The sequence below is a fragment of the Streptosporangium sp. NPDC003464 genome (assembly GCF_053588315.1).
In genome coordinates, this window is the sequence record NZ_JBSFPS010000468.1 from 1 (window position 1) to 3,711 (window position 3,711).

At 73.1% G+C, this 3,711-nt stretch carries 3 protein-coding genes; all 3 read left to right on the forward strand.

Annotated elements, in window-relative coordinates; genetic code table 11:
* The coding region (locus ACWDS7_RS47285) for a hypothetical protein (RefSeq protein ID WP_451934647.1) at positions 1-253 on the forward strand (253 nt) is incomplete at its 5' end.
* The gene (locus ACWDS7_RS47290) at positions 250-2,331 is read left to right on the forward strand and encodes a DPP IV N-terminal domain-containing protein (RefSeq protein WP_451934648.1); all 2,082 of its coding nucleotides are present in this window, start codon (positions 250-252) and stop codon (positions 2,329-2,331) included. The genes ACWDS7_RS47285 and ACWDS7_RS47290, both read left to right, overlap by 4 nt.
* Entirely contained in the window at positions 2,328-3,647 is a 1,320-nt protein-coding gene (locus ACWDS7_RS47295) for a serine hydrolase domain-containing protein (RefSeq protein WP_451934649.1), read from the forward strand. Before ACWDS7_RS47290 ends, ACWDS7_RS47295 begins: the two co-directional genes overlap by 4 nt.
* Positions 3,648-3,711 lie beyond the last annotated feature (64 nt).

The window sequence follows — 3,711 nt, forward strand, 5'->3', positions numbered from 1 at the left end:
GGGTGATCGGTTTCGGCGTGGCCCACCTCGCCGACCCCACCGGCCCCGCCGGGGAGGAGGCGTCCCTCTACATCTCGCCGGAGCGGGCGCGGGGCTGCTGGCCCTGGCCACTGCCTTCCTCGACCTGCGCGGCGCGCTGCTGTTGCTGCTCGTCCCCGCGGCCCTCGGGTCGTGGTTCATCGCGACCATCCGCAAGACCCTCATGGGCGATCTCGACGCCCTCATCGACCACGCGATCGGAGAGACCACATGATCGACGCCTATCGCCGCGCCGAGGCGCTGCACGTCTCGCAGGAGGCGAAGCTGGTGCACCGCTCGGCCGTGACGCCCGTCTGGGAGGAGGACTCCTTCTGGTATCTGGTCGGCACGTCCGAAGGCCCGCGCCAGGTCCGGATCTTCCCGGAGCGGAAGGAGCGGGTGGAGGGCCCGGCGACCCCTCCGGCGGCCGAGCCGGCCCTCCCGCCCGAGCTCACCGGCGCCCAGACCTCGCCCGACGGCCGCTTCACGGTCACCGGCGAGGCCGGCGACCTCCTGGTGAACGGCGCCCCCCTCACCCACGACGGCGAACCGGGACACGCCTACGGCCTGCCGAGCGACCAGAACCGGCTGCCGATCGTCGCCACCCAGCAGGGGATGACCACACCCCCGCTGCTGGCGTGGGCGCCCGACGGCCGCAGGTTCATCACCCACCGCGTCGACCAGCGGCACGTGCCCACGCTGACGATCACGCAGTCGTGCCCTCCCGGGGGCGGCCGGCCGCTGGCGCACACGATGCACTACGAGATGCCCGGCGACCCGCTGCCGACCTTCACGCACGCGATCTTCGACGCGGAGACGGGCGAGCGGGTCGACGTCGCCGTCGAGCCGCTGGCCTTCACCCACGACGCCCCGCTCAACCTGGGCCGGATCTGGTGGGAGGACGACGACACGCTGTGGATGCTGTACGGCACGCGCGGCCACCGGGGCGCCGTGCTCTACCGCGTCGACGCCAGGACGGGTCGGGCGGAGATCGTCCAGGAGGAGCACGCCGAGACGGTGATGTACACCGCCCCGACGATCGTCGAGCCGCCGCTCGTGCGCACCCGCGGCGACGAGGTGCTGTGGTACTCCGACCGCTCGGGCTGGGGCCACCTCTACCTGTACAGGGGCGGCGAGCTCGGCAACGCCGTCACCGCCGGCGAGTGGCTCGTCCGCGAGCTGCTCCAGGTCGACTGGACGGCCAGGCAGGTGCTGTTCCTGTCGGGCGGGCACGGCTCGAACCCCTACGACCGCCGTCTGTGCCGGGCCGACCTCGACGGCGGCGGGGTCACCGTGCTCACCCCCGAGGACGGCGACCACCACGTGCACGTCTCCTCCGACGGGCGTTGGCTGGTCGACACCTACGCCACGCCCGGCACGCCGAGCGTCACCGTGCTGCGCGACGCGACGGGAGCGGTCGTCATGGAGCTGGAGCGGGCCGACCTGACCCTGCTGGAGAAGGCCGGATGGCGGGCGCCCGAGCGCTTCACCGCCAAGGCCGCCGACGGCGTCACCGACGTCCACGGCCTGCTGTTCCTGCCCGGCGACTTCGACCCGGGCAGGCGGTACCCCATCCTCGACTCGATCTACAACGGGCCGCAGATCGCCCGGCAGCTCCGCACCACCCTGCGCGGGTACACGCTCGACCCCTGGCTGCTCGATCCCGCGGGCGGCGCACCCTCGCTGGCCGCGCTCGGCATGGCGGTCGTGGTGCTCGACGGGCGCGGCACGCCGTACCGGGGGAAAGCCTTCCAGGACGTCTCCTACGGCGACCCCGCGGTGTCGGCGGGGTTGGAGGACCACGTGGCGGCGATCACCCAGCTGGCCGCCGAGCGGCCCTACCTCGACCTGGAGCGGGTGGGGGTCATCGGGCACTCCGGCGGCGGCGCTGCGACGGCCAGGGCGATGCTGACCCATCCCGGCTTCTTCCGCGTGGGGGTGGCCTCGGCGGGCGACTACGAGCACGACGGCTACTACGCGATCTGGGGCGAGACCTACCAGGGGCCGCCGCCGCAGGACTACGCCGCCGGCTCGATGCTGCCGCACGCCGGCAGGCTCGCCGGCAAGCTGCTGATCATCTTCGGCGAGATGGACGACAACTGCCATCCCGGCCTGTCGCTGCGCCTGGTCAACGCGCTGGTCGAGGCCGACGCCGACTTCGAGATGCTCATGGTCCCCAACGCCGCCCACAGCTACCTGCACGCCGAAGCACACGTGCTGCGCCGCCAGTGGGACTTCCTCACCCGCCATCTGATCGGCGCGGAGCCGCCGGCCGGATACCGCATCGACCCTACGTTCGGAGCCGCCGCATGAGCCTCGACCTCCCTGACCTGCAGAACGATCTCGACGCGCTGGCCGGCGCGCACGGCATAACCGGTGCGGTCCTCGCGTTCGCCGCCGGCGACGAGGTGGCCATGGCCGCGACCGGGGTGCTCAACACCCGCACCGGCCAGCCCGTCACGACCGGCTCGCTGTTCCAGATCGGCTCGGTCGCCAAGGCCTGGACGGCGACGCTGGTGCTCCAGCTCGTCGGCGAGGGGCGGCTCGACCTCGACCAGAGCGCGCAGTCGGTGCTGCCCGAGCTCACGCTGCCCGAGCCGGTGACGATCCGGCAGTTGCTCGCGCACACCGGCGGGTTCGAGGGCGACGTCTTCGTCGACACCGGAAGGGGTGACGACGCGATCCAGAAGCTGGTCGCGCTGCTCGGCAAGGTGCCGCAGCTGTCGCCGCCCGGCGCGATCTGGTCCTACAACAACGCCGGATACGTCATCCTCGGGCGCGTCGTCGAGGTCATGTGCGGCCTGCCGTACAACCAGGCGCTGCGCGCGCACCTGATCGGCCCGCTGGGTCTGACGCACACCGCCACCAGTGCCGACGAGGCCATCCTGTACGGCACGGCCGTCGGGCACGCCCACGGCGAGCCGGTCTCGACCTGGTCGTTGATGCGCTCGAACGACCCGGCGGGGGCCAGCCTGGCGATGAGCGCCGGCGACCTGCTGGCCTTCGCCCGCGCGCACCTGGCCGACGGCGCGGGGATGCTGCCCGCGCCGCTGGCCAGGATGATGCGGGAGCCGCAGGTCGCCCTTCCCGACCTCGGCAGGCCCGCAAGCTGGGGGCTCGGCTGGGAGCTGCAGGAGTGGGCGGGCGGCACGGTCGTCGGGCACGACGGCTCCACGCCGGGTCAGGCCGCGACGCTGAAGCTCGTGCCGGAGGCGGGGGTGGCCGCGGTGCTGCTGACCAACGGCGGCGACCCCGACCCGCTGGTGGCCGAGCTGCTCACGCCCGTGCTCGGCCGCCTGGCCGGGGTCAGCGCGCCCCCTCCCGTGTCGCCGCCCACCCCACCGCTCCCGTTCGACGTCGATCGCTATGCCGGGCGCTACGTCTCGGACGTGACGGCGTGGGAGGTGACGGGCGACCCCGAGGGCCGGCTGTGGGTGACCGTCACGCCGCTCGGCGCGATGGCGGAGCTCGGCGAGCCGCAGACCTTCGAGCTGGCCAGGCTGCGCGCGGACACGTTCGTGTTCGCGCAGGCCAGGGGCGGAGTGCATGCGGCGGTCGCGTTCATCGGCGAGGGCGAGCGAGCCGGCTACCTGCACACGGGGCGGCTGAACGTCCGCGATTCCCTGTAAGGAATTGTCGGCCGAGCTGTTCGCCGTCATCGCCGCCATCGTCCGCAGACACACCGACGGCGGC